The organism is Steroidobacter gossypii, assembly GCF_016801985.1.
In the GTDB taxonomy this organism is placed as follows: Bacteria; Pseudomonadota; Gammaproteobacteria; order Steroidobacterales; family Steroidobacteraceae; genus Steroidobacter; species Steroidobacter gossypii.
On the sequence record NZ_JAEVLS010000002.1, the window covers coordinates 1,086,351 to 1,110,931 of the forward strand.

18 protein-coding genes are annotated in these 24,581 nt (G+C 63.4%); 17 read left to right on the plus strand and 1 reads right to left on the minus strand.

The features are described from left to right. The first annotated feature begins 9 nt into the window (after positions 1 to 9). Genes JM946_RS11930 through JM946_RS11940 form a run of 3 tightly spaced genes read left to right on the plus strand, consistent with a single transcriptional unit; the run spans position 10 to position 4,414 of the window. Complete coding sequence (locus tag JM946_RS11930) at positions 10 to 3,192, plus strand: efflux RND transporter permease subunit (RefSeq protein WP_203167504.1); 3,183 nt, start codon at positions 10 to 12, stop codon at positions 3,190 to 3,192. Positions 3,193 to 3,239: 47 nt separating this feature from the next. Continuing rightward, positions 3,240 to 3,749, plus strand: coding sequence for a GNAT family N-acetyltransferase (locus JM946_RS11935; protein WP_407700540.1), 510 nt, complete (start codon positions 3,240 to 3,242; stop codon positions 3,747 to 3,749). Between the two features lie 14 nt (positions 3,750 to 3,763). After that, a complete protein-coding gene (locus tag JM946_RS11940) occupies positions 3,764 to 4,414 on the plus strand; it encodes an outer membrane beta-barrel protein (RefSeq protein ID WP_203167506.1) in 651 nt (216 codons plus the stop codon). Between the two features lie 73 nt (positions 4,415 to 4,487). Here the strand turns inward: JM946_RS11940 and JM946_RS11945 are convergent, their stop codons facing one another. Continuing rightward, positions 4,488 to 5,474 carry an aldolase/citrate lyase family protein gene (locus JM946_RS11945; protein ID WP_203167507.1) on the minus strand — a complete coding sequence of 329 codons (987 nt, stop codon included), beginning with the start codon at positions 5,472 to 5,474 and terminating at the stop codon, positions 4,488 to 4,490. A gap of 444 nt (positions 5,475 to 5,918) precedes the next feature. Between JM946_RS11945 and JM946_RS11950 the strand changes: the two genes are divergently transcribed. From JM946_RS11950 to JM946_RS12015, 14 genes are all read left to right on the plus strand, one after another. Then, positions 5,919 to 8,990, plus strand: coding sequence for a TonB-dependent receptor plug domain-containing protein (locus JM946_RS11950; protein WP_203167508.1), 3,072 nt, complete (start codon positions 5,919 to 5,921; stop codon positions 8,988 to 8,990). A 57-nt stretch (positions 8,991 to 9,047) separates the two neighbouring features. Continuing rightward, positions 9,048 to 10,007: an MBL fold metallo-hydrolase gene (locus JM946_RS11955; protein WP_203167509.1), complete on the plus strand. Its 960-nt coding sequence runs from the start codon at positions 9,048 to 9,050 to the stop codon at positions 10,005 to 10,007. A 247-nt stretch (positions 10,008 to 10,254) separates the two neighbouring features. Continuing rightward, positions 10,255 to 12,009, plus strand: coding sequence for a DUF1588 domain-containing protein (locus JM946_RS11960; protein WP_203167510.1), 1,755 nt, complete (start codon positions 10,255 to 10,257; stop codon positions 12,007 to 12,009). Between the two features lie 37 nt (positions 12,010 to 12,046). Continuing rightward, a complete protein-coding gene (locus JM946_RS11965) occupies positions 12,047 to 13,384 on the plus strand; it encodes a DUF1552 domain-containing protein (RefSeq protein WP_203167511.1) in 1,338 nt (445 codons plus the stop codon). A 24-nt stretch (positions 13,385 to 13,408) separates the two neighbouring features. Beyond that, positions 13,409 to 14,812, plus strand: a complete 1,404-nt coding sequence (locus JM946_RS11970) for a COG4315 family predicted lipoprotein (RefSeq protein WP_203167512.1) — start codon at positions 13,409 to 13,411, stop codon at positions 14,810 to 14,812. A gap of 26 nt (positions 14,813 to 14,838) precedes the next feature. Further along, positions 14,839 to 15,993, plus strand: coding sequence for a hypothetical protein (locus tag JM946_RS11975; RefSeq protein WP_203167513.1), 1,155 nt, complete (start codon positions 14,839 to 14,841; stop codon positions 15,991 to 15,993). Between the two features lie 163 nt (positions 15,994 to 16,156). Next, entirely contained in the window at positions 16,157 to 17,434 is a 1,278-nt protein-coding gene (locus JM946_RS11980; RefSeq protein ID WP_203167514.1) for a thiamine pyrophosphate-dependent enzyme, read from the plus strand. Positions 17,435 to 17,436: 2 nt separating this feature from the next. Continuing rightward, a complete protein-coding gene (locus JM946_RS11985; protein ID WP_203167515.1) occupies positions 17,437 to 18,450 on the plus strand; it encodes an alpha-ketoacid dehydrogenase subunit beta in 1,014 nt (337 codons plus the stop codon). A gap of 2 nt (positions 18,451 to 18,452) precedes the next feature. Further along, on the plus strand, positions 18,453 to 19,901 hold the full coding sequence (locus tag JM946_RS11990; protein WP_203167516.1) for a dihydrolipoamide acetyltransferase family protein: 1,449 nt from the start codon (positions 18,453 to 18,455) through the stop codon (positions 19,899 to 19,901). Positions 19,902 to 19,904: 3 nt separating this feature from the next. Continuing rightward, on the plus strand, positions 19,905 to 21,308 hold the full coding sequence (gene lpdA / locus JM946_RS11995) for a dihydrolipoyl dehydrogenase (RefSeq protein WP_203167517.1): 1,404 nt from the start codon (positions 19,905 to 19,907) through the stop codon (positions 21,306 to 21,308). 22 nt (positions 21,309 to 21,330) lie between these two features. After that, complete coding sequence (locus JM946_RS12000; protein WP_203167518.1) at positions 21,331 to 21,801, plus strand: Lrp/AsnC family transcriptional regulator; 471 nt, start codon at positions 21,331 to 21,333, stop codon at positions 21,799 to 21,801. 291 nt (positions 21,802 to 22,092) lie between these two features. Further along, positions 22,093 to 22,563: an Lrp/AsnC family transcriptional regulator gene (locus JM946_RS12005; RefSeq protein ID WP_203167519.1), complete on the plus strand. Its 471-nt coding sequence runs from the start codon at positions 22,093 to 22,095 to the stop codon at positions 22,561 to 22,563. A gap of 199 nt (positions 22,564 to 22,762) precedes the next feature. Then, entirely contained in the window at positions 22,763 to 23,185 is a 423-nt protein-coding gene (locus JM946_RS12010) for a CHRD domain-containing protein (protein ID WP_203167520.1), read from the plus strand. A 61-nt stretch (positions 23,186 to 23,246) separates the two neighbouring features. After that, positions 23,247 to 24,551: a c-type cytochrome gene (locus JM946_RS12015; protein WP_203167521.1), complete on the plus strand. Its 1,305-nt coding sequence runs from the start codon at positions 23,247 to 23,249 to the stop codon at positions 24,549 to 24,551. The last annotated feature ends 30 nt before the right edge of the window (positions 24,552 to 24,581 follow it).

The window sequence follows — 24,581 nt, forward strand, 5'->3', positions numbered from 1 at the left end:
CGCGCCGCCATGCTGAACAAGATCATCGAATTCTCGTTGCGCCATCGCTGGCTCGTGCTCGCGGCGGTGCTGCTGATCTGCGCCATCGGCGTCTATAACTATCAGCGGCTGCCCATCGACGCAGTCCCGGATATCACCAACGTCCAGGTGCAGATCAACACCGCAGCGCCCGGTTATTCGCCGCTGGAGGCCGAGCAGCGAGTGACGTTCGCTATCGAAACGGCCATGGCCGGATTGCCGCGCCTTGAATATACGCGCTCGTTGTCGAGATACGGGTTGTCGCAAGTGACCGTCGTGTTCAAAGACGGCACGGATATCTACTTCGCGCGTCAGCTGGTCGCCGAGCGTGTCGCCGAAGTGAGATCGCAGCTTCCGCCGGGACTGGAACCGACGCTGGGGCCGATCGCCACCGGTCTGGGTGAAATCTTCATGTACACCGTTACGGCCGAGCAGGGCTCACGTTGGACGCCGACAGACCTGCGGACGGCGCAGGACTGGATCATCCGACCCCAGCTGCGGCAAACGCCGGGCGCGGTGGAAGTGAACACGGTCGGCGGATACGAGCGTGCCTATATCGTCGCTCCCAAGCCGAACCGGTTGCTGGCGTACGATCTCACCTTCGACGACATCCTCGCCGCCATCGCAAGAAACAATGAGAACGTCGGCGCAGGATACATCGAGCGCAGTGGCGCGCAGTACCTGATCCGGGCGCCAGGCCAGCTCACGACCATCGAGGAGCTTCGAGACGTGGTGGTGGCGCAACGCCAAGGCGTGGCGATCCGACTGGCGCAAGTAGCAAACATTGAAGTGGGCCATGAGCTGCGGGCTGGCGCCGCTACCCTGGACGGCAAGGAGGTGGTGCTGGGAACCGTGTTCATGCTGGTCGGCGAGAACAGCCGCGCGGTGGCGCGAGCCACGGCGGAGCGTCTCGAGCGTGTTCAGGCGTCTTTGCCCGAGGGAATGCGAGCTGAGGTGATGTACGACCGGACGTCGCTGGTAGACGCCACCATCGACACCGTGACCAAGAATCTGGTCGAGGGTGCGTTGCTGGTGATCGCCGTGCTGTTTGCTTTGCTGGGAAACATTCGTGCGGCGCTGGTTACGGCGGCAGTCATTCCGATCGCCATGCTCTGCACGATCACCGGCATGGTCAGCTCGCGAGTCTCCGGCAATCTGATGAGTCTCGGCGCGCTGGATTTCGGTTTGATCGTCGACGGCGCGGTCATCATCGTGGAGAACTGCCTGCGTCGGTTGGGCGAGGAGCAAGCCAAAGCGCAGCGCTTGCCGACGCTGCTCGAGCGGCTGGCCATCGTGCAACAGGCCACCAAAGAGGTGGTGCGCCCGAGCACGTTCGGCGTGATCATCATACTGGTGGTGTACCTGCCGGTATTCACGCTCACCGGCATCGAAGGCAAGATGTTCCATCCGATGGCGATCACGGTCGTCATTGCGCTGACCGCGGCATTGATTCTGGCGCTCACATTCGTGCCGGCGGCGGTGGCGTTGTTCGTGCGCGGCAAACTTCGAGATGACGAGATACGCGTCATGGCGAGCATCAGACGCGCCTATCAGCCAATGCTTGGTCGAGCGATCGAGCGGCGTTGGCTGGTGGTGAGCGGGGCAGCGGCGCTGGTTCTGGTGGCGCTGTTGCTGGCGCTCAGAATGGGGCGCGAGTTCGTCCCGACGCTGGATGAAGGAGACGTTGCATTGCATGCGCTACGGATTCCCGGCACGAGCTTGAGCCAGTCCGTGGACATGCAGATGGCGTTGGAGGCGAGGCTCAAGCAACTGCCCGAGGTCTCGCACGTGTTCGGCAAGATCGGCACTGCCGAGGTCGCGAACGATCCGATGCCGCCCTCGGTGTCCGACACGTTTGTGATGATGAAACCGCGCTCTGAATGGCCGGACCCGCGCAAGTCGAAGCAGCAGTTGCTGAGCGAGCTGCGGGTCGCGGCCGCAGAGATTCCCGGCAACAACTACGAATTCACGCAGCCCATCCAGATGCGATTCAACGAGCTGATCTCCGGCGTGCGCTCGGATGTCGCCGTAAAAATTCACGGTGACGATCTGGAGCGTCTGCACGAACTGGGCGAGCGCGTCGAAGCTTTGCTCGGCGGCGTCCAGGGCGCGCGCGATGTGAAGATGGAACAGATGACGGGTCTGCCGTTACTCACGATCACACCGGATCGTGAGCGGCTCCCCCGATACGGTCTGGCCGTCGCCGATGTGCAGCGAGTCGTGAGGATCGGGCTCGGCGGCCAAAGCGCGGGTCAGATGTTCGATGGAGATCGCCGTTTCAGCATTCTGGTGCGACTCGGCGATATCGACAGGGCCGACCCCCAAGTGTTGATGCGCCTGCCGGTGCCGCTGCCGAACGAGTCGAGAGAGATCGTCGGTGACGCCGACAGCTTGGGCGGCTCCGCGGGGCCACCGGAATATGTGCCGTTGGGCGAAGTGGCTCGCGTGGCGGTGACGCTCGGGCCGAATCAGATCAGCCGAGAAAACGGCAAACGTCGCGCGCTCGTAACGGCCAACGTCGGCGACCGGGATCTTGGCTCATTCGTCGAGCAGGCACGGCAGGTCATCAGTGCCGAACTCCGGCTGCCGGCGGGGTACTGGATCGAGTATGGCGGGACCTTCGAGCAATTCGAGTCGGCGACACGGCGGCTCGGCGTCGCCGTGCCGCTCACGTTGGCGATGGTGCTAGGGCTGCTCTATGCCGTGTTCGGCTCGAGCCGGGACACGCTGATTGTGTTCACGGGCGTACCACTGGCGTTGACCGGCGGCATCCTGGCCTTGCTGATGCGTGGCATGTCGCTGTCGATTTCGGCGGGGGTCGGCTTCATCGCGCTATCGGGCATCGCCGTGCTGAACGGCGTGGTCATGCTCACATTCATTCGGGATCTGCGCGAGCGTGGAGCGAAGCTCGACGAAGCCATCATGAATGGCGCCGCCACGCGGCTGCGTCCGGTGCTGATGACGGCGCTGGTCGCAAGTCTCGGTTTCGTGCCCATGGCGTTCAATGTCGGCACCGGATCCGAAGTCCAGCGGCCTCTGGCCACCGTGGTGGTGGGCGGCATTCTGTCCAGTACGCTGCTGACCTTATTTGTGTTGCCCGCGCTGTATCGCCTGGCCCATTCGCGGGAGGCCACGGCCGTGGCGAGCGCGGAACAGCGGGCCGCTGTAGAATAGCGGCCACTTGCCAGGGTTCTGGTCCGAAAATGTCTTCTACAGCCGACATCGCAACCATCCGCCGCGCCACCGTGGATGACGCCGCCGTCCTGGCCGAGCTGGGGGCGACGACCTTTACGGAAACCTTCGGGCACCTGTATCCGCCCGAGGATTTGCAGGATTTTCTGGGCAAGAGCCACTCGACAGACAGCTGGCGCCGCTCGCTGAGCGATCCGAACAAAGCCGTCTGGCTGGCCGTGCACCCAAGCTCCCGCCACATCGGCTTCATCGTGGTGGGCGCTTGCAAGCTGCCGGTCGAGCAACTGGAGCCCACTGCCGGCGAGGTCCAGCAGCTGTACGTGCTGGCCGAATTTCACAACCTGCGCCTCGGCGCCCGCTTGATGGCGGCGGGGTTCGAATGGCTGGAGTCGCAGGGCCGGACGCCGCTGTATATCGGCGTCTGGTCGGAGAATTACGGCGCGCAACGTTTCTACCAGCGCTACGGATTCAGCAAGGTCGGCGAATATGGTTTCCCGGTCGGCAAGACGGTCGATCGGGAGTTCATTCTCAAGCGCTAGCGTCAGGAGTCTTCATGCACTCGATCAGGACGATGTTGTGCGCGTTATCGATTGCGCTCGGGGCCGGGGCGGCCAGCACGGCGGCGGCTGAAGACGCGGCGTCCCGCTGGAGCTTCGGATCGCAACTCGGCCAGGTGCAAAGCTCGAGCGGTTCGGTGCCGGCGTCGAGCGAGCTCAGCACCATGAGCTACGACGTGTCCGCCACTTGGGGCGACGATAAGCGGCTCGGGTGGCGTGTGTTCACGGGCTATCAGTTCACCGACTTGCTGGCGGTGCATGTCGGTTACACCGACCTCGGCAAGCGCACGGCGCACTTCAGCGGTCCGATCCCCGAGCGGCTGTTGAATTCGGAGCGCCAGCTCACACAGAAGATTCGAGGCGTGGACGTAGGAATGCAGGTGAAGCTGCCGTTGAGCGAGCGGGTCGCGGTGGCGTTCCGTGGCGGCAAATATTTCTGGAAGTCGAGCACGCGCGTCTCCGAGACCTGGGAGTTCGAGTCGGCGCGCACTTCGCGCAGCGGCACGGACAATTTTTATGGCGCAGGTCTCGAAGTCGGGGTGATGGACGATCTCACCGCCACCGCCGGCTGGACGCGGTACCGAGTCGGCGGCGACCCGGTCGCGCTGTGGACGGTCGGCGTGTTGTACGGCTTCGGCTATTTCTGATAGACACCTTGATGAAAGGCGCCCGCGGGCCATTGGGACCCGGCAGGCGCCAGGCAACTCACCCGTTGGCGAGTCAACTCCTGCCGGCGGCCTTGCGACCGACCTCGATGGTCTTGAAGCCGCTCTCGCCCCAGTTCATCACGAATACGCTGAAGCCTTGTTTCATGCGCATCTCGATCTGATCCGGGCTGGTCGGAATGCCGCAAGTGACTTTGAACTCCTTGCAGGCGGACAACACCTGTTGAATGGCGCCTTCCCAGGCGGCTTCATCCACCACCGGCTTGCCATCGGGGCCAGGCGTCGAGAACACACGACGCAGCGTGCCGGCGCCCGGCCAGAGCACGCCGACGCCTTTGACGGCGGCGATCTCCCGGACGTTTTTCAGTCCTTCCTTGCTCTCCACCACGACCCAGTTGATCAGCTCGCCCTGCGGGTTGAGTGGCCACACGTCGGCCTTGCGCCGATATTCCTGTTCCGAAAGACCCCAATACTTCGGCGCTGAGCCGACGCTGTTGGCGCGCGTGCCGCCATGAGCGGGGTAGCGCATGGCGGCGATGCCTTGCTTCACTTCCTCGGCGCTTTGCACATCGACGAACATGATGCCGCTGACGCCGAGGTCCAGCTGCTGAGAGATGTGACGGGCGGCCAGCGCTGGGTCGGGCGCGATCTCGTGCATCTTCACGATCATCGGATAGGCGATGCGAGGATGAGGCGCGTCGCGCAGGCGTTGCTCCGCGCCGAGCGCCTTGGCGTAAGCGGTGAACACCGGCAACGCCTTGTCGTAGTCATGCTCCATGCTGCCGTCGAAAACGAAATCGGAAAGTTGGTACGCAACCGTCTCTTTCGCGAGCTGGGCAGGCGTCTTGCGCGCCGCCGGTTCGACTTCCTTGGCGCCGTAGGGCGCACGATTGCTGGGCGCGTACAGACCCATCACGGGCTTGCCCTGCTCGATCAGGTCGATGAGTGGATTGATTCTTTGGGCTGCATCGGCCAGCGCGACGCTGCTCGAGATCGCGATACTCAACAACACAGCAGCTCGGGCAATCGACTTGGAACGCATGGTTTGGAATCCCCCGCGACGAACGCGAGCGCTCGTCACCGATTTGATTTCGGACATTGATTCGAAGTGCCGAGGCGCGTTGCGCGACGCGCCTCCTTCTTCAAAGTAGCCGTCGCAGGCGGCGACTTCAACCGCAATACCAGGCGTTCGCAGCGCCGTTAACGCCTGCCGCAGCAGCCTCGAGGCGGCCTGCGCAAACTAATGCTGCCAATTCGCGCTTCGACGCCCAAATCATGCGGTGACCCCGACTGGCGACACACATTATCAGTAAATTCGTGCGACCCGACGCGTGTAGGCTGTGCCGCGTAATGAAGCATTCGGCAGCGATGACGGCGCAAGCCTTCAGCGCGTGACCCAGAGGCGATTCATCAGATGCGAGTCAATGCCGGACAACCCGGCGTGAGCCTCGCACAGAATAAATTTTCCTAAAGGGGGAATATGACGATGCACGATCGAAGCGCGGCACGTTCGGGCGAGCGCCCGGTTTCTGCGGCCATCAAACGCGCATTGGGACCGGCCAGCGTAACGCTGCTCGCGCTCACCAGTTTCGTCGCGACCGGCGCAATGGCTCAGGAAACCGCCGAGCAGGTGGCGCAGGCGAGTCCCTCGCCAGCCCCTCAGTCTGCAACCGGCGGCTCATCTTCCAATATCTCCAGCGACACTCTCGAAGCGATCACCGTCACCGGTTCGCGTATTGCGCGCGCCGACGGCTATGAGGCGCCGACACCTGTTTCCGTGCTCGGTGCGGAAGACTTGAACAAGATGGCGACCGTGACCATCGCCGACTCGGTGAACCGACTGCCTGCGTTCACCAACAGCCAGACGCCGCGCAATCGTTCTTCGAACATCAGCTCCGGCACCGCCGGCACCAACATCCTCAATCTGCGCGGCCTCGGCGCCAACCGTACGCTGGTGCTCCAGGACGGCAAGCGCATGGTCGGTTCGACGATTGCCACCGGCACGCTGTCCGGCGCGGTCGACGTGAACATGATTCCGAGCGGCCTGGTGCAGCGAGTGGACGTGGTGACCGGTGGCGCCTCGGCCGTGTACGGCTCGGACGCGCTCGCGGGCGTGGTGAACTTCGTCCTCGACAAAGAATTCACTGGCGTCAAAGGTAACGTCGATTACGGCGCAACCACCATGGGCGACGGCGAGAACTACAAAGTCTCGCTGACGGCGGGCACGGGCTTCGCCGACGATCGTGGCCACCTGTTGTTCAGCGGCGAGTACTCGGACGACAAGGGCATCATCGGCAACAATCGCGATTGGGCGGACGATTCGTTCCAGCTGATGAACAATCCGCTGGCGTCGCAGCCGGGCCAGCCGACGCTGCTCACGGTGCATAACGCCGGCGTTGCCAACGGCACCTACGGTGGCTTGACCTTGAGCTGTCGAAACATCACGCCGTACGTCGATCTGGTCACCGGCCAGCCCGGCAACCGACTGACCGCCGCTCCGGGCGCATGCGGTCTGCGTGGCACCCAGTTCGTGACCGGCGGCGCCGCGATCCCGTTCCAGTTCGGCGACCTGGTGAACGGTCCGACCATGAGAGGCGGCGACTGGGAAGCCTCTCGTGTCGATCGCGCCACGACCATCGCTCTGCCGTTGCAGCGTAAGACGCTGTTCGGCCGCGCCAGCTTCGACATCACCGACAACGTCACCACGTTCGTCGATCTGCAGTGGGGCAAGACCTGGTCGCACAACACGCAGGTGGTGCCGATCCTGAACAACGGCGGCAGCGTCTACGTCTACCAGGACAACGCATTCCTCGCGCCCGAGATTCGCGACGTGATGGTGGCCAACGACATCGACGCCATCGAAATCGGCACGTTCAACGGCGACATGCATTACCTGCAGGGTATCAACGAGCGTGAGTTGAAGCGCGGCGTGTTCGGCTTCGAAGGCAACTTCGATCTCGGCGGCCGGGAATGGAACTGGGATGCTGCCTATGTGCACGGCGAGCAGAACATCGTGTCGCTGACGCCGACCAACCGCGTCAATTCGCGCTACAGCGCGGCGATCAACGCCGTCCGCGATCCGGCCACCGGCAACATCGTGTGCGGTCCGCGTGACCAGTTCTTGAACATCGTCGTCGATCCGAACTGCCGTCCCTACAATCCGATGGGTTTGGGCGTGAACTCGCCGCAGGCCCTCGACTACATCACCGACATGGGTCATTCGGATATCACGCTGAAACAGCAGGTCCTCGCCGCCAGCATGAGCGGCGAGCCGTTCGACAACTGGGCCGGCCCGGTGTCGCTGGCGTTCGGCGCCGAACATCGCAAGGAGTCTTCCGATGGCTGGGTGAGCGATCTGGACCAGGCCAGCGCCTTCTTCGCCGGCAACTACAAGGCCACCATCGGCGAGTACGATGTGACCGAAGGCTTCGTGGAAACCGTGTTCCCGTTGTTGAGCGACGTGCCGGGCGCCGATCAGCTGGATTTCAACGGCGCGGTTCGCTACACCGACTACAGCGTGTCCGGCGAGGTCACGACCTGGAAGGCCGGCCTGGTGTGGTCGCCACTCGAAGATATGCGCTTCCGCTTCACCCGTTCGCGCGACATTCGCGCCCCGGGTCTGGGCGAGTTGTTCAATCAAGGCTCGGGCGGCACCGGCAACAACATCGATCTGGGCCTGCCGGGCAACCCGACCTATTTCATGCAGAGCCAGACCATCGGCAACCTGAATCTCAAGCCGGAAGAGGCCGACACCACCGGTATCGGCGTGGTGCTGACACCGCGCTTCCTGCCGGGCTTCACCATGTCGATCGACTACTACAAGATCGAAGTGGACGGCACGATCGCCGTGCGCACCACGCGCGAGATCATCGAGAACTGCTATCAGCGCGGCGATGCGCAGATGTGCTCGCAGATCCATCGTAATGCGGCCGGCTTCATCGACGTGGTCACCAGCTATCCGGAGAACATCGTCGGCGAGACGGCCAGCGGCGTGGACGTGGACGCCACCTACCGGCTGCCGGTCGGCCCTGGCGACCTGACGCTGCGTGCGATGGGTACGTTCGTCGACAAGTTGGAGACGATCAACACGCTCGGTCAAAAGATCGACGGCAAGGGCGTGAACTCCGACGACGCCGGCATCGGCCTGGGCGCGGAGCTGTCCGGACCGAAGTATCGCTATCTGCTGTCGGCCGGTTACGACCTGAATCCGTTCTCGGTGACGTTGACCATGCGCGGCATCAGCTCCGGCGTGTACAACAACGCGTTCTTCGAGTGCGCCGTGGGTAGCTGTCCGTCTTCGAGCGAGCTGGCGGCGATGGGGTACACCAACTCCATCAACGACAACCACATCGATGCCGCGCACTACTTCGATCTGGCGGTCAACTATCAGCTCGAGGAGTTTGGCGAGCTGTACCTGGTGATCGAGAACCTGACCGACGAAGATCCGGCCAAGGTGGCGGGCGGTCGTGGCGCGGGCTTCTACCAGGGCCAGTCGAACGTGGAGCTGTACGATCGCTTCGGCACCATGTTCCACGGCGGCGTGCGCTTCAAGTTCTAAAAAAACAAACGCCAGCGGGACGGGCCGAAGCAGGCCCGTCCCGCGTGGGGGATGACGATGAGAAGAGCGAGTACGCTCGCGCGGGTCGTGTGTTCGGCCGGCGCGATGCTGCTGACTTCGGCCGCCTTCAGCGCGGAGCCGCCGCATTCGGCGGATATTTCCAAACGCAATCTCACACCGCAGGATTTCCCCCGTTGGCAGCGCATCGCGCCGGACGTGTACGCCTATGAAGGGCTGCATTCGCCCGACAAGCAGGGCGTGATCGTCAACACGGTGAGCCTGATCGTCGCGACCGGCGACGGCGTGGTGGTGGTGGACGGGCAGGGCGATGTGCCGCAGACCCGCCTGATGATCGAGAACATTCGCAAGCTCACGCCCGAGCCGATCAAGTACGTGGTGATCGCCTCCGACCACACCGATCACGTCGGCGGCAACAGCGCGTTTAAAGAGGCCTATCCCAACGTCGTATTCATCGGCTCGCCGGCCTCGCAGAAGCGGCTGGCGAAAGACCCCAATCCGCCCACCATGCTGGTGTCGGAGCAGCGCTCGCTGCGACTGGGCGCGATTCAAATCGAGATTCTGAATCTGGGTCGCGCGCACACCGGCGGCGATCTGGTTGCGTGGCTGCCGGAGAGCAATGTGCTGTTCCTCGGCGAGGTGTTCCTGCGCGATGTGTTTCCAGCCATGCGCTCGGCGTATCCGACCGAATGGCTGGCCACGCTGCGCAAGGCGGCGACCATGAATGCCTCGTACTACATTCCCGGTCATGGCTTCATCGACGAGGCACCCATCATGAGACGCGAGCTGGACGAAGCCCGGCTGGCGCTCGCCTCGGTGATCGACGAGGCCGAGCGGCTGCATGCCGCCGGCCACAAGTGCGAGTCCGCCGCGAACTGTCCGGCGCTCGAGCACGCCAACTGGGGCGAGTACCACGATTGGGCGTTACGCAGCTCCCAGGCGCCGATCGCGGTCTGGCGCGTCTACCAGGAGCTCGAGGGCAAGCTGCCGGAATCGTGACGATCGAGCCGCATCGTGGAACCAGCCGGCCAGTCACGCGGTCCAACGCGGCCCGTCGCGAAGCGCTGCGGCCCGACTGTGAAAACCGGGGTAAACACCTGACACCGGACGGAAAATTTCTACTTTCGCAGCCAAAAAAACAAAGTTCATACCAGCCGGTAGGGTTACATTCTGTATTGCGGATAGAACAGGTCTAGTCAAGCGAAGCCGTTTTTTATCCGCGTGACGATCGGTAGGGGGAAGTTGAGTGAATTCGAGTCTCCGTAAAGCTCTCCTCGGCAGCGCCACCGCCGCGTTGACCACTCTCTTGCTTGCCGGTTGCGCGGGTAAGAACGAGCCTGAAAATCCCGGCACACCGCCGCGCGTGCGCGTGATCACCACCGAGCAGTATCTGAACACCATCGAAAACGTGTTTGGCTCGAGCGTGAACATGGACATGAAGTTTCCGCCGCTGCGCCGGGTCGACGGCCTGCTGGCGAACGGCGCCGCGTTGGCCGGCGTCACCTCGGGCAAAATCGAAACGTTCCAGCGCGCCGCGAGCAGCATCGCAGGCCAGGTGGTCTCGCCCGAGCGGCGCAGCTACCTCATCCCATGCACGCCTGCGTCGGAGACCAAGCCGGACGCCGAGTGCGCCAAGCAGTTCTTCTCGCAGACCGGCCGGCTCCTGCATCGCCGTGCGTTGACCGACGAGGAGTTGAGCAGCTACGTCACGGCGGCCAACCAGGCGGCGGACCGGTTGCAGGACTTCTACGCCGGCATCGAGCTGGTGCTCGAGTCCATGCTGATCAGCCCCGAGGTGTTGTTCATCATCGAGACCACCGAAGGCGACGTGGACGATCAAGGCCGTCGTCGCCTCGATGCCCTGTCGCTGGCCTCGCGCCTGAGCTTCTTCCTGTGGAACGCCGGGCCCGACGACATGGTGTTGAAGGCCGCCGAGAGCGGCGAGCTGAATACCGAGCGCGGCCTGAAGCGCGTGGTCGAGTCGATGATTGCCAGCCCGCGCCTCGAAGACGGCATGCGCGCGTTCTTCGACGACATGCTCGGCTTCGACGACTTCGATTCATTGTCGAAGGATCCGCTGGTGTATCCATTCTTCACCGGCGCCACGGCGACCGATGCTCGCGAGCAGACTCTGCGCACCATCATCGATCACCTGATCGTGGATCAAAAGGACTATCGCGATCTGTTCGTCACGCGCGAGACCTTCATGTCGCCGGCGCTGGCGCCGCTGTATCAGATCCCGGCCTCGCGCGGCTGGACCGAATACGAATTTCCCGAAGGCAGCCCGCGCCAGGGCCTGCTGACCCAGATCAGCTTCGTCGCTCTGCGCTCGCATCCGGGCCGCAGCTCGCCGACCTTGCGTGGCAAGGCGCTGCGCGAACATTTGTTGTGTCAGATCGTGCCGCCGCCGCCGCCGAACGTGGACTTCGGCAAGCTCGAAAATCCGGATGCTCACTACAAGACTCAACGTGAGCGCGTGGCCGTGCACCTGGAAGATCCGGCGTGCGCCGGCTGCCACAAGATCACCGATCCGATGGGCCTCGCGCTGGAGAGCTTCGATGGCGCGGGTCGCTTCCGCACCACGGAGAACGGCGCGACCATCGACACCTCGGGCGATCTGGACGGCGTGCCCTTCGACGACGTGATCGGTCTCGGCCAGGCGCTGCGTGACAACCCGAGCCTGCCAAGCTGCCTGGTCGATCGTCTGTACAGCTACGGTTCGGGCGGCGCCGCCAAGCCCACCGATCGTCCGCTGATGAAATATTTCACGGCCGAGTTCGCCGAGAGCGGCTACAAGCTGCCGGATCTGTTGCGCACTATCGCGCTGTCGGAGGCGTTCCAGCACGTCACGCCGGCGAAGAAGTCGGGGCCGTCGAAGGCGCACGAGCCCACCGAAGAGATTGTCATCGACGAGCAGCTGCCGGCCACCACCACGGTGGATGCCGCCGGCGCGGCGCAGGAAACAAAACAGACCGTCGCCTCGATTGCGAAGGCTCGGTGAGAAGAACTGATTTGACGTTTGCGAAAGAGGGCACCCAATGAGCAAATTGACCCGACGGACAGTGCTGCGAGGTTTGGTGGGTGGCGCCGCTGTGAACGTGGCGCTGCCGTTGTTGAATTGTTTCCTCAACACCAACGGCACCGCTCTGGCTTCGGGTGCGCCCATGCCCGTGCGCTTCGGCACCTGGGGCTGGGGACTGGGCATGAACAAGGACATCTTCGTGCCGAAGAAGTACGGTCCGGATTTCGATCTGCCCGAAGAGATCGTGTCGCTGGCGCCGATCAAGCAGCACATGAACCTGATCACCAACACGCAGGCCTTCCGCGACAACTACCAGAACCTGTGCCATTACACCGGCTGGGTGATCGCGCGCACTGGCGCCGCGCCCAAGGATCGAAACGACATCCCGGGCGAGACCATCGACGTCACCATCGCCAACCAGATCGGCGGCGCGACGCGCTTCAAGTCGCTGACTGCAACCGCCACGGGCGACGTGCGCAACACCTACAGCTACGAGAACAGCAACACGCCGAACGCGCCGGAGTGGTCGCCGCTGCAGTTCTACACCCGGCTGTTCGGTCCCGATTTCCCGGACCCGAATGCACCGACGTTCAAACCGAATCCGCGCATCATGGTGCGTGAGAGCGTGCTCTCCGGCGTGATGGATCAGACCAAGAAGTTGATGCAGGCGGTGCCGGCCGACGATCGCGCCCGCCTGGATCAGTACTTCACCGGCCTGCGACATCTGGAGCAGCAGTTCCAGCAGCGCCTGGAGAAACCCGAGCCGATCGCCGCCTGCGTGCGGCCGGGCGAGATCACGGTCGATCCGGCCATGGGTCAGGAACAGGAAGCCATCGCGCTTCGTCATCGCATGATGACCGACCTGCTGGTGATGGCGCTGGCTTGCGATCAGACGCGCGTCTTCAACATGGCGTACACCAACGCGAACTCCTCGACCATCAAGCCGGGCTACGAGAAGCCGCATCACACCACCACGCACGAAGAGCCGGTCGACATGAAGCTCGGCTATCAGCCGGTGGCCTCGTGGTTCACGCGTCGGGCGATGGAGTCGTGGGCCTACTTCGTCGAAGCCTTCACCAAGGTGAAGGAGGGCGACGGCACGCTGCTCGACAACGTGTTCATTTACGGCACCACCGATCACGGCTACGCCCGCGTGCACAGCCTCGACCACATTCCGATCTTCACGGCCGGTCGCGCCGGCGGCAAGGTGAAGACCGGCCTGCACATCGACGGCAAGGGCACGGCGGGTACACGCATGGGTTACACGGCGTTGCGCCTGTTCGGCGTCGACAAGCCGTCCTGGGGCGTGAACAGCAACAATACTTCGCAAGAGGTCGGCGAGATCCTCGTTTGACTTGGGCTCGAGCTGGGGGACGTGATGACAAGATTGAGATCGTTGCTGGCGGGCGCGCTGCTGATCGGCGCCGGCGTGAGTCAGACAACGCTGGCTGCGACCGGGCCGTACTGGCAGCCGAAAGACGCCAACTACAGCGAAGCGTATGTGAAGGAGCCGACGCCGCCGGGCATCCAGGTGGTCCAGACCGAGCTGGAAGGGCCGCTGTACGCCACCGCCGAAGGCAAGACGCTGTACATCTGGCCGCTGGGCAATCTGCGCAACGGCAACGCCGGCGACCGTCGCAACAGCGGCGAATCCACCTGCGACGACACGATCTACAAAGAAACGACCGGCTACATGAGTCCTTATCCGGGCGGCTTCCTGCTGCCCGAGCTGGACAAGCGCAAGAGCTGCCAGGATCTGTGGCCACCGGTGCTCGCGCCGGCGGACGCGAAGCCCGTGGGCAAATGGACCTTGGTGAAGCGCAAGGATGGCAAGAGCCAGTGGGCGTATGACGGCTATCCCGTGTACACGTCACATCTCGACCGCAAGACCGGCGATGTGTTCGGCGGTACCAATGCGTTGAATGGCGGCGCGGAGGGCATCGTGCGCGAGCCGATCGGTCCGCCGCCCGATGTGCCACCGGAACTGGCGATTGCGCCGTTTCGTACCGGACACATGATCACCACCTCCAAGGGTTACTCGGTGTACGCCTCCGACGCCGACGAGCCCGGCAAGTCGAACTGCACCGGCAAGTGCCTGTCGGATTGGAATCCGGTGCTGGCGCCGCAGACCGCGCGTTCCAAAGGCGATTGGAGCGTGGTCGAACGCTCGCCTGGTATCAAGCAATGGGCGTATCGCGGCAAGCCGCTGTATACCTATGTGCACGAGAAGAAGACGCGCGCCGTGACTGGAAGTGATATTCCGGGCTGGAACAACGTGTACACGCAGCGCGCGCTACCGCCGCCGGCGGACTTCACCGTGCAGGATTCGCGCATCGGCCAGGTGCTGGCGGACAAGAATGGCAAGACCATCTATCTCTACCAGTGCAACGACGACGCCATGGATCAGCAGACCTGCGATCATCCCGATGCGCCGCAGGTGTATCGGATGGCGATCTGCGGCAACTTCGATCCCGAGGTGTGTAACAAGACCTTTCCGTACGTGCAGGCCTCGCCCGGCGCGAAAAGCGACAGCAGTCTGTGGACGGTGGTCACCATCGATCCGAAGACCGGCAAGTGGGCCAAGCCCGGCGATGCCGGCGCGCTCAACGTGTGGGCGTATCGCGGCCGTCCCGTTTACACCTATGGCGACGATTTGAAGCCGGGCGACGCGAACGGCGACAATTACGGCGAGTTCAACGGCCAGCGCAACGGCTTCCGTGCGTTCTGGCTGCGTGACGACTATCGAAACAATTCGCTGGGCCGACTGGCGAACGATCGTTAACGGTTCGGCGACTCGAGGGGGCTGATATGACCAAGCCTGATATCTCCAGGAATGCATCTCGGAAGCTGACCCTGCGCGGCGCCGCCGCGCTTCGGAAGCGTAAGGTGCGCGGCGCCGCCGCGCTGCTCGCAGCATCGGCGAGCATCGTGTTGTCCACGGCCGCCGCGCAGCCGCTGCAGGAGGAAGGCCAGGCGATCTTGAAGGATCGCAAGATCGGTTATGCGCTGACCCACAAGTACTGGGCCGTGTACGAGACCGAAGGCGCCAAGACCGAATGTCCGCAAGGCTTCAACGACGGGCCGCGCGAGCAGTTCAAGAAGCTCTACGGCGACGGTAAGAAACGTTCCATCGTCGAGGCGCAGTTGAAGCGCGAAGGCGAGCAGTGGCATCCGACCACCGAGCCCGAGTCGTTCAAGTTCCTCGAAGCCCAGGGCAACACCTCCTACGGCCTGAACCTGGACGGCAGGATCGGCCCCGAGGATTTCCTGAGCCCCGAAGGCGAAAAGGGCATCGATAATCAGCTGTATCGCGTGATCGGCTGCATCGGCCACTACCGCACCATGGGCACCATCAATCACTTCGAGAATCTGTTCATGCGCAGCTACGACGATGCCCGCATCGTGATCGAGCTGACCGAAGTGGATGACTTGAAGAATGACGATGCCGTGGTGGTGACGACCTATCGCGGCAGCGACGGTTTGTTACAGGACGCGACCGGCGAAGGCTTCATCCCCGGCGGCACACAACGTATCGACCTGCGCTGGGGCAAGGAATACGTGAGCCAGCTGAAGGGCAAGATCGTCGACGGCGTGCTCACCACCGAGCCGGCCGATCGCGTGATGCTGCCTTGGGGTGTGACATTCGGCACCAGCGGTCATCATATCTTCCGCGGCTTTCAGCTCAGCCTGAAGCTCGATCCGCAGGCGGCCGAGGGCCTGATGGCCGGCTACGTGGACGTGAAGGCATTCAATCATCATCTGAATACTTCCTGGTCCACGCATCATCACAGCTACGGTCAGCTGTCCTCGCCCTCGCAATACAAGGCGATGATGCGCCTGGCCGACGGCTATCCCGATCCCAAGACCGGCAAGAACACCGCCATCTCCTCGGCGGTGCGCGTCAAGTTCACGCAGGTCTATGTGCGCCAGCCCGAACAGCGGGAGCTGGTGTCGAAGAAGTGATATTCCGGGTGCGCAGGAAATTTCAGCCTGCGCACCCATGCTTGCCACGATCATGCAGAGAGACGCCTTCGCGGCGTGAATTTGGCGAAGAAATGACCGCGATGCGCTAGCTAGACTGCTCCCGCTACAACATGCAGACAACAAACGTTGTTAGGGGGCCGTCATGCTGCATTCACCCCGCCTGGATCGTCAGGCGGTGGCGCTCAAGCCGGCGCGTAACGCGCCGCTGACGCTGCGAATTCCCGAGCCCGCCGCCCGACCGGGCGAACCGGCCAACTTCAGTCAATTGCGCCTGTCGGCGCCGGGCGCGGTGCGACGCCCCGCGCTGGACACCGAAGCCCGCTCGATGCACGACCTCGCGTACGAGCTGATTCGCGTGCTCGACGACCGTGGCAACGCGGTCGGACCGTGGGCGCCCGATCTTTCCACGGCGACGCTGCTCGCTGGTCTTCGCACGATGTTGCTGACCCGTGTGTTCGACGAGCGCATGTATCGGGCGCAGCGTCAGGGCAAATGTTCCTTTTACGTGAGAAGCACCGGCGAGGAAGCGGTGACGGCCGCGCAGGCCGCGGCGCTCGAAAGCAGCGACATGTGCTTTCCGAGCTATCGTCAGCAGGGGCTGCTGATCGCGCGTGGCTATCCCATCCTCAAAATGATGGGGCAGGTTTATTCCAACACGCTCGATCCGCTGCTCGGCCGGCAGATGCCGGTGATGTACTCCAGTCGCGAGCACAATTTCTTCACCGTCTCGGGCAATCTCGGCACGCAGTTCATCCAGGCCGTGGGCTGGGCGATGGGCTCTGCCTTGAGTGGCGATACGCGCATCGCGGCGAGTTGGGTGGGCGATGGCACGACCGCTGAAGGCGACTTCCACTACGCGCTGACGTTCGCTTCAGTGTATCGCGCCCCGGTGCTCTTGAACGTCGTCAACAATCAGTGGGCGATCTCGTCTTTCCAGGGCATCGCCGGCGGCGATGAAGCGCCGTTCGCCGCGCGCGCCATCGGCTATGGCCTGCCGGCCTTGCGCGTCGATGGCAACGATTTTCTTGCCGTGTACGCAGCGACCAGGTGGGCTGCACAGCGCGCACGCTCCAATCATGGCGCGACGCTGATCGAGTTGTTTACTTATCGAGCCGAGGCTCATTCGACCAGCGACGATCCAAGTCGCTATCGGCCGGCGGACGAAAGCGCGAAGTGGCCGCTGGGCGATCCGATCGCGCGTTTGAAGCAGCACCTGATCGAGCGGGGCGATTGGAGCGAGCAGAAGCACGCTGCGCTGCTGGAGGAAGTGACGCAGGAGGTTCGCGCCGTGCAGAAAGAAGCGGAGGCGAACGGCATTCACGGCAACAACAAAACTCACAGTCCGAAGACCATGTTCGACGGCGTGTTCAAGGATCCCGATCCGAGACTGCTGAAGCAGCGCCAGGAGGCGGGATACTGAGCATGGCGACGATGAACATGATTCAGGCCCTGAACTCGGCCATGGCCACCATGATGACGCGCGATCCGAAGGTGGTGGTGTTCGGCGAGGACGTGGGCTATTTCGGCGGCGTGTTTCGCGCCACCGACGGTTTGCAAAAGAAATTTGGCAGGCACCGCTGTTTCGATACGCCGATCGCCGAGGGCGGCATCGTCGGTGCAGCCATCGGCATGGGGGCTTACGGCATGCGGCCGGTGGTGGAGATCCAGTTCGCGGACTACATCTATCCGGCGTTCGATCAGATCACGTCCGAGGCGGCGCGCATCCGCTATCGCTCGGCCGGCGAGTTCGGTGTGCCCATCGTGGTGCGCTCGCCCTATGGCGGCGGCATCTTCGGCGGCCAGACGCACAGCCAGAGCCCGGAGGCGTTGTTCACGCACGTGGTGGGCTTGAAGGTGGTGATCCCTTCGACCCCGTATGACGCCAAGGGGCTGCTGATCAGCGCCATCGAAGATGACGATCCGGTGATGTTCTTCGAACCCAAGCGCCTGTACACCGGGCCGTTCGACGGCCGCCACGATGTGGCCGTGAAACCCTGGTCGGTGCACCCGGCCAGCGAGGTGCCCGAGGATTACTACAAGGTGCCGCTCGGCAAAGCGTCGGTGGTGCGCGAAGGCGACGAGGTGACCGTGCTGGCTTACGGAACGATGGTGCATGTCGCGCTCGCCGCTGCGAAGGAGAGCGGCGTGGACGCCGAGGTCATCGATCTGCGCAGCCTGATTCCACTCGACATGGAGACGATCGCGGATTCGGTCAACAAGACCGGTCGCTGCATCGTGGTTCACGAGGCGACCAAGACCAGCGGCTTCGGCGCGGAGCTGGCGGCGTTGGTGCAGCGTGAATGTTTCTATCAGCTGGAGGCGCCGGTGGAGCGCGTGACGGGTTGGGATATTCCTTATCCGCACGCCTTCGAATGGCAGTACTTCCCCGGCCCGGCGCGCGTCGGGGCGGCGCTGCGCCAGGCGCTGGAGGCATAACGATGGGTCAGTACAGCTTCAAGCTGCCCGACGTGGGCGAGGGCACGGCCGAGGCCGAGATCGCCGAGTGGCGCGTGAAAGTGGGCGACCGCGTCGAGGAAGATCAGCCGCTGGTCGACATGATGACCGACAAGGCCACCGTCGAGCTGACCTCGCCGGTCGCCGGCGTCGTGCAAAGCATCGCCGGCAAGGCCGGCGAGAAGGCGGCTGTGGGATCGGTGCTGGTCGTGCTGGAAACCGCTGGCTCCGACTCGGCCCCTGAGCCGACAAAGCAAGTCGCCGCCGAGCAAAGCAGTCCGGTCGCCGCCGTCGAGGACAAACATTCCTTGGCCGTCGATCAGAGTTCTCGCATTGCCGCTGTTCAGAGGGAACAAACGTCGGCCGGTCAAAGCAGATCAGCGGCAGCGGCGGCGAAGCCAGCCCCGATCAATGCGGTCGCGCAAGCGGCTGTGGAACAGCGCCGCACGGGCACCGGGCCGGTGGCGTTGTCGGACGTTACTTTCAAACGCGGCGGCGAACAGCAGGCGCGTCCACTGCGTGGCCAGCGGCCGGCGGCGTCGCCTGCCGTCCGACGGCGAGCGGATGAGCTCGGGATCAAGCTGCAGTACGTTCGTGGCAGCGGTCCGAGTGGTCGCATCATGCACTCGGATCTGGATGCGTTTCTCGCCAGCGAGGCGGCAGGAGAAACAGTCGGCAGCGCGGCGAACGATAGCAGCCTGGGCGAAGCCCCGAACTATCTGTATGCCAAGCTCACTGGCGGCGAAGATGTCGCAGTCATCGGCCTGCGACGACAAATCGCCGAACGCATGCAGGCGGCGAAACGTCACATTCCCCACTTCACCTATGTGGAAGAAGTCGACGTCACCGAGCTCGAACAGCTGCGCGCGCATCTGAACGCCACGCGCGCTCCGGGTCAGCCAAAACTGACCTTGCTTCCGTTCCTCATGCGCGCTCTGGTCCGAGTGCTGCGTGAGTTCCCACAGATGAATGCCACGTACGACGACGAAGCGGGCATCATCCATCGCAGCGCTCCAGTGCACATCGGCATGGCAGTACAAACAACTCGTGGCCTGCTCGTCGCCGTCATCAAGCACGCCGAAGCGCGTGATGTTTGGGACTGCGCAACGGAAGTTTCGCAACTGGCAACCGTCGCACGCGACGGCAAAGCATCGCGAGAGCAACTGACGGGCTCGACCATCACGATCACCAGCCTCGGCCCGCTCGGCGGCGTGTCGGCGACACCGGTCATCAACCGCCCCGAGGTGGCCATCATCGGCCCGAACAAGATCGTCGAGCGCCCCGTGGTGCGCGACGGTCAGATCGTGATCCGCAAAATGATGAACCTGTCGTCCTCGTTCGATCATCGGGTCATCGACGGCGCCGAGGCCGCCGAGTTCATTCAACGGCTGCGCTCGGTGCTCGAGCAACCCGCCACCATTTTCGTCCGGTGACTCATGAGCGAAACCATCAAGACGCGAGTGTTGGTAGTAGGCGGCGGCCCCGGCGGCTATGTCACGGCGCTGCGCGCGGCTCAACTCGGCTTGCAAGTCACGTTGGTGGAAGGCGACCGGCTCGGCGGCACCTGCCTGATCCGCGGCTGCATTCCGTCGAAGGCGCTGATTCACGCGGCGGCCAAATTCAGCAGCGTGCGTGAGGCCGCGAAGCAGGGCGGCAGCTTGGGCATCTCCCTGAGCGTCGAGCCGACCCTGAACCTGAGCGAGACCGTGCGCTGGAAAGACGGGGTGGTGAATCGTCTCAACGAAGGCGTGGCCGGGTTGCTCCGTCGCGCCAAGGTGCAAGTGATCTCCGGCTGGGCCAGCTTCAACGATGCCAGATCCTGTGTCGTGCAGACCGCATCGGGGGCGGTGACCATCACCGCCGAGCACGTTGTGCTGGCAACCGGCTCCGAGCCGGTGGCGTTGCCGGGCCTGCCGTTTGGCGGTCCCATCATTTCCTCGACCGAAGCGCTGTCGCTGCAAAGCTTGCCTCGCAGCCTCGCCGTGATCGGTGCTGGCTACATCGGCCTCGAGCTGGGGTCGGCGTTCCGGAAGCTGGGTGTCGATGTGACCGTGCTCGAAGCCCAGGATCGCATCCTGCCGCTTTATGACAGCGCCTTGGTCAAGCCGGTCGCACGCTGGCTGGAGCGGGCCGGGGTGGCCGTCCATCTGGGCGCGACGGTGATGGGCTTCGAAGCAGGCTCGCTGTTCGCTCGCAGTCAGGACGGCAAGACGCTGGCAGTGAAGGCGGAGCAAGTGCTGGTCACCGTCGGTCGCCGGCCACGCACACAGGGCTGGGGTCTGGAGAACATGGGCGTGGACATGAGCGGCCGGTTTGTTTACGTCGACGATCAATGCCGCACCTCGATGCGAAATGTGTGGGCCATCGGCGATCTGGTGGGCGAGCCCATGCTCGAACACAAGGCGGCCGCGCAAGGCGAGATGGTGGCGGAGCTCATCGCGGGTCAGCGCCGGCGCTTCAATCCGGTCGCGATCCCCGCGGTGTGTTTCACCGAGCCCGAGATCGTCAGCGTGGGCCTGTCGCCGGGCGATGCCGGCGCGGGCGACATCGAAGTCATCAACGCGCAGTTCCCGTTCGCGGCCAACGGTCGTGCGCTGTCGATGGAAGCAAGCGACACCGGCGGCTTCGTTCGCGTGGTGGCGCGCAAACACGATCGGCGCTTGCTTGGGATTCAAGCGGTGGGTGCGCACGTCTCCGAGCTTTCAGGCGAGTTTGCGCTGGCGCTCGAGATGGGCGCGACGCTCGAGGACATCGCCGGCGTCATTCACGCACACCCCACACTGTCCGAAGCATTCTTCGAGACCGCGCTGGCGGGTCTCGGCCATGCCCTGCACGTGTGAGCCAACAGGAGGACAAAGCGAGATGAGCGGCGGCCTCGACAAAATCGACTACAAGATCCTGTCGGTCCTGCAGCAGGATGCGTCATTGTCGGCGGCCGAAGTCGCCGAGTCGGTCGGCCTGTCGCAATCCCCCTGCTGGCGACGCATCCAACGCCTGAAGGACGACGGCTACATCACCAAGATCGTGGCGCTGCTCGATCGCCAGAAGCTCGGCCTGCGCGCGCAACTGTTCGTGCAGGTCAAGGTGGTCAAGAACGACCGCGCCAGCCTCGCCGAATTCTCCGAGGCGATCCGGGCTTTTCCCGAAGTCATGGAGTGCCACGTGGTGTTGGGCGTGTTCGACTTCCTGCTGCGCGTGGTGGCCAAGGACATGGACGCTTACGAAACCTTCTACTTCGAAAAGCTGTCCCGCGTGCCGCACATCCTCGAAGTGACTTCCTACGTGGCGGCTTCGGAGATCAAGACCACCACCGCGTGGCCGTTGCAGATCTAGCAACGGGCCGCGCATCGAACGCACCACCACCCTCGCAAGGCGCATGCCGTGCGAGGCGCTCGCCCGTTCCTCCAATACCTGAAACCTTTTTCATAAATTCCCGGGAATTTCGTTAGCGTCTTGCGTCCGACAAGATTACATGCCATTACATGCATCACTACGCTACCAAACGCACCGAGGTTGATATTTAAAGCCAGCGAACAAGCCCAACGCACAAAATCGTCCTAAGACATGCCTTGAAGACAGGAAAGCCCGACCAGCACATCGAGGCTTCCAAATTTGTTAGGGGGAATGATGGAAGGTCTGGACAAGATCGATCTGAAAATCTTGCGCGCGCTTCAGGAGGATGCGTCGCACTCGGCCGCCGAAATCGCCGATTCGGTAGGCCTGTCGCAGTCGCCCTGTTACCGGCGCATCCAGCGCCTGAAGGAAGAGGGCTATATCACCCGGATCGTGGCCATGCTGGATCGGCGCAAACTCAACCTGCTCACCCAGCTGTTCGTGCAGGTGAAGGTTATTCGCAACGACCAGCAAAGTCTGCAGGAGTTCACCGATTACATTCGCAGCTTCCCGGAAGTGCTCGAATGTCACGTGATCCTGGGCGCCTACGATTTCCTGTTGCGCGTGGTGGTGCGCGACATGGAAGCCTACGAGAAGTTTTATTTCGGCAAGCTGTCCACCGTGCCCAACATCCGCGAAGTGAATTCGTTCGTGGCTGCCTGGGAAGTGAAGTCGACGACCTCGCTGCCCCTGAAGGTCTGACGCGCGCATGCCGTCCGCTGTTGGCGCTAGAGGTTGCGCATACATCATGCGCAACACGCGAATGGCGGAGGCATTTCCGCGAAGTTCCTGCCCAAGCGCAGGAGTAGGCTTCTGTAGCAACGAACCGCTGCGCTCGACGTAGCGGTCACAAACGGCCCGCAAGGGCTCACTAGAGCAGCACTGCTCGGGGGATACGGCGATGAATCGAGCTTCCAAGCTTTTCGGCGGCACTCTGCTTGCAATGAGCATGTTCGCCGTCAGCCTGACGGTGCACGCCGAAGACGTGCAAGTCACATTGAGTGGCGATCAGGAAGTGCCGGCGGTGACCACGGCCGCCAAGGGCGAAGGCACGATCTCCGTCGCCGCCGACAAGAGCGTGACGGGCAAAGTGACCACCACCGGCGTGGAAGGCGTCGCAGCTCATATCCATCTCGCGGAGCCCGGGAAAAATGGGCCGCCAGTGATCACACTCGTCAAGTCGGCGGACAACACCTGGAGCACGCCCGAGGGCGCCAGGCTCACCGATGAGCAGTATCAGGCGTTCAAGGCCGGCAATCTGTATGTGAACGTGCACAGCGCGAAACACAAGAGCGGCGAGATCCGCGGTCAGCTGAAACCGTAAGCCAGTCGTGGCGCGGGGGGTACCAGATCCATCACGGGCCGCATCGGCAGCTGCACAGAACATGAGCAAACGCAAATTCGACGGTGGCGTGCGCGTCGCCGCCACCTGGGTCACGCTCGGTCTCACGTTTGGAATGGCGCTGCTCGCAGCGCTGTCATTCGCCAATTCGAGCCAGGCGGACAGTTCACTGCCCACCTCGGGCGATCAAGCCAATTCATTGATCGAGCGTGGGCGATACCTGGCGCGCGCCGGCAACTGCGTCAGCTGTCACACCGCGCCGGACGGCCCCGCATTCGCCGGTGGCCTCGCGTTCCAGACGCCGTTCGGCAAGTTGTATTCGACCAATATCACGCCCGATCCGGAGACCGGCATCGGCAAGTGGACCGAGCAACAGTTCGAGCGCGCGGTGCGCGAAGGCGTGCGGCCCGACGGCGCGCATCTGTATCCTGCATTCCCATACACCGCCTATACCAAGATCAGCGACGAAGATGTCTCGGCGTTGTTCGCGTATCTGAAGATCGTCAAGCCGGTGAACTTCACGCCGCCGGAGAACGAAATGGGTTTCCCGGCCAATCAGCGCTGGGCGCTCGGCCTGTGGAAGGCGCTGTTCTTCGAGGAAGGCCGTTTCCAGGCGGACAGCAAACAAACTCCCGAGTGGAATCGCGGCGCTTACCTGGTCGAAGGCCTGGGCCACTGCTCGGCCTGTCATTCGCCGCGCAATTTCATGGGCGCGGAAAAGACCAGCATGGCCATGACCGGCGGCGAGTACACCGACAAAGTGCCGAGCGGCGAGTACCGCGAGTGGTCCGCGCCCAATCTTACCGATGTGCCGAACGGCCTGGGGTCGTGGCCGGTGGAAGAGGTGGCCGCCTATCTGAAGACCGGCCGCAACGCGTTCAGCGAGACCCATGGGCCGATGAACGAAGTCATCTTGAACAGCACGCGGCATCTGAGCGACGCCGATGTGAAGGCCATGGCGGTGTACCTGAAGAGTCTGCCGGGCAACGTAGGAAACATCGGCAAGCCGGCCAGCGCGCAAGTGCTCAAGGACGGCGAGACGCTCTACAACGTCAACTGCGGCACGTGTCACCAACCCGACGGTCTGGGCGCGTTGAGCGCCGACGCCGGCGCCAAGCTGGTCGGCAATCCCATGGTGCAAGCGAGCAATCCCGCCTCGCTGATCAACGTGATTCTGTATGGACCGCACCTGGCGAAGCTGCCGGGCCCGAAGCGCTGGAAGGACATGCCGGAGTTCGGCAGCAAGCTGGCCGACGAGGAGATCGCCGCCATCGCCAGCTACATGCGCGCTGCCTGGGGCAACGTCGGCGGGGCGGTCACCGAAGAACAAGTGGCCAAGCAGCGCTAAGCTGTCCGGTCCTACAGCCAGCGGCGGGGG

Bases quoted from the DNA above. Each gene is read 5' to 3' on its own strand.
- JM946_RS12010 (WP_203167520.1), top strand. From the start codon at position 22,763: ATGAATCGAGCTTCCAAGCTTTTCGGCGGCACTCTGCTTGCAATGAGC.
- JM946_RS11975 (WP_203167513.1), top strand. From the start codon at position 14,839: ATGACCAAGCCTGATATCTCCAGGAATGCATCTCGGAAGCTGACCCTG.
- JM946_RS11950 (WP_203167508.1), top strand. From the start codon at position 5,919: ATGCACGATCGAAGCGCGGCACGTTCGGGCGAGCGCCCGGTTTCTGCG.
- lpdA (WP_203167517.1), top strand. From the start codon at position 19,905: ATGAGCGAAACCATCAAGACGCGAGTGTTGGTAGTAGGCGGCGGCCCC.
- JM946_RS11980 (WP_203167514.1), top strand. From the start codon at position 16,157: ATGCTGCATTCACCCCGCCTGGATCGTCAGGCGGTGGCGCTCAAGCCG.
- JM946_RS11945 (WP_203167507.1), bottom strand. From the start codon at position 5,474: ATGCGTTCCAAGTCGATTGCCCGAGCTGCTGTGTTGTTGAGTATCGCG.
- JM946_RS12000 (WP_203167518.1), top strand. From the start codon at position 21,331: ATGAGCGGCGGCCTCGACAAAATCGACTACAAGATCCTGTCGGTCCTG.
- JM946_RS11990 (WP_203167516.1), top strand. From the start codon at position 18,453: ATGGGTCAGTACAGCTTCAAGCTGCCCGACGTGGGCGAGGGCACGGCC.
- JM946_RS11985 (WP_203167515.1), top strand. From the start codon at position 17,437: ATGGCGACGATGAACATGATTCAGGCCCTGAACTCGGCCATGGCCACC.
- JM946_RS11965 (WP_203167511.1), top strand. From the start codon at position 12,047: ATGAGCAAATTGACCCGACGGACAGTGCTGCGAGGTTTGGTGGGTGGC.
- JM946_RS11930 (WP_203167504.1), top strand. From the start codon at position 10: ATGCTGAACAAGATCATCGAATTCTCGTTGCGCCATCGCTGGCTCGTG.
- JM946_RS11940 (WP_203167506.1), top strand. From the start codon at position 3,764: ATGCACTCGATCAGGACGATGTTGTGCGCGTTATCGATTGCGCTCGGG.
- JM946_RS11955 (WP_203167509.1), top strand. From the start codon at position 9,048: ATGAGAAGAGCGAGTACGCTCGCGCGGGTCGTGTGTTCGGCCGGCGCG.
- JM946_RS12005 (WP_203167519.1), top strand. From the start codon at position 22,093: ATGATGGAAGGTCTGGACAAGATCGATCTGAAAATCTTGCGCGCGCTT.
- JM946_RS12015 (WP_203167521.1), top strand. From the start codon at position 23,247: ATGAGCAAACGCAAATTCGACGGTGGCGTGCGCGTCGCCGCCACCTGG.
- JM946_RS11970 (WP_203167512.1), top strand. From the start codon at position 13,409: ATGACAAGATTGAGATCGTTGCTGGCGGGCGCGCTGCTGATCGGCGCC.